Source organism: Leifsonia sp. fls2-241-R2A-40a (assembly GCF_030209575.1).
Classification (GTDB): Bacteria; Actinomycetota; Actinomycetes; order Actinomycetales; family Microbacteriaceae; genus Leifsonia.
Genome location: NZ_JARVRS010000003.1, coordinates 1 through 1,512, shown reverse-complemented (window position 1 = coordinate 1,512; position 1,512 = coordinate 1). Strand labels below are relative to the sequence as shown.

At 52.2% G+C, this 1,512-nt stretch carries 1 protein-coding gene and 2 rRNA genes; all 3 read right to left on the bottom strand.

Annotation, left to right across the window (positions count from 1 at the left end):
• Positions 1 to 184, bottom strand: a 184-nt coding sequence (locus tag QRN40_RS18520; protein ID WP_285117528.1) for a paraquat-inducible protein A, incomplete at its 3' end; no start/stop codon positions are given.
• A gap of 150 nt (positions 185 to 334) precedes the next feature.
• A 5S ribosomal RNA gene (gene rrf, locus QRN40_RS18515) occupies positions 335 to 450 on the bottom strand.
• Between the two features lie 153 nt (positions 451 to 603).
• Positions 604 to 1,512 (bottom strand): 23S ribosomal RNA (locus tag QRN40_RS18510); the annotation flags it as partial.

Below are 1,512 nucleotides of genomic sequence, written 5' to 3'. Positions count from 1 at the left end.
AGGCAAGGCTGCGCTGCACCACATTATGGCGATGGGCGTACAACTCGTAACCGCAGCGCGGGCAGAGTGCTTTCTCGCCATGGGCAAGCTTGGGCTTGCGCATCAGCAGGTCGCACTCATGACAGGCCACCAAGTCTTCCAGCGGTAAATCTGACAGCCCTTGGGCGTCAACCGGATCTGACATAAAGGCTCTGGCTCCGAAAAAGATGGGGGTTATTCTAGTGTTCTGATTCGAAAATAACTGTGCAAAATTGTTCGCTGCCTAAGTAAAAATACTTTCCTGCGGGCAAAACAAAACCCCAATTGCTTTCGCAATTGGGGTTTCGGAATTTAATCTTGACGATGACCTACTCTCACATGGGGAAACCCCACACTACCATCGGCGATGCATCGTTTCACTTCTGAGTTCGGGATGGGATCAGGTGGTTCCAACGCTCTATGGTCGTCAAGAAATTCGGGTACTGACTCGTGACCGGTTGGCCTCGCTTCAGCAAATCGGGTATGTGATACAGGTGTTTGTGAGCATCGCGAACTTTCGGTTCATTGCGTCTTCACACACCGCAATCTGGTCTCTTTCGAGCATTCAGATTGCTTGGGTGTTATATGGTCAAGCCTCACGGGCAATTAGTATTGGTTAGCTCAACGCCTCACAGCGCTTACACACCCAACCTATCAACGTCGTAGTCTTCGACGGCCCTTCAGGGAACTCAAGGTTCCAGTGAGATCTCATCTTGAGGCAAGTTTCCCGCTTAGATGCTTTCAGCGGTTATCTTTCCCGAACATAGCTACCCGGCAATGCCACTGGCGTGACAACCGGAACACCAGAGGTTCGTCCACTCCGGTCCTCTCGTACTAGGAGCAGCCCCTCTCAAATCTCAAACGTCCACGGCAGATAGGGACCGAACTGTCTCACGACGTTCTAAACCCAGCTCGCGTACCACTTTAAATGGCGAACAGCCATACCCTTGGGACCGGCTTCAGCCCCAGGATGTGATGAGCCGACATCGAGGTGCCAAACACCGCCGTCGATATGAACTCTTGGGCGGTATCAGCCTGTTATCCCCGGAGTACCTTTTATCCGTTGAGCGATGGCCCTTCCATACAGAACCACCGGATCACTAAGACCTACTTTCGTACCTGCTCGACGTGTCTGTCTCGCAGTCAAGCGCGCTTTTGCCTTTATACTCTACGACCGATTTCCGACCGGTCTGAGCGCACCTTCGTACTCCTCCGTTACTCTTTAGGAGGAGACCGCCCCAGTCAAACTACCCACCATACACTGTCCTCGATCCGGATAACGGACCTGAGTTAGAACCTCAAAGTTGCCAGGGTGGTATTTCAAGGATGGCTCCACGCGAACTGGCGTCCACGCTTCAAAGCCTCCCACCTATCCTACACAAGCAAATTCAAAGTCCAGTGCAAAGCTATAGTAAAGGTTCACGGGGTCTTTCCGTCTAGCCGCGGATACACTGCATCTTCACAGCGATTTCAATTTCACTGAGTCTCGGGTGG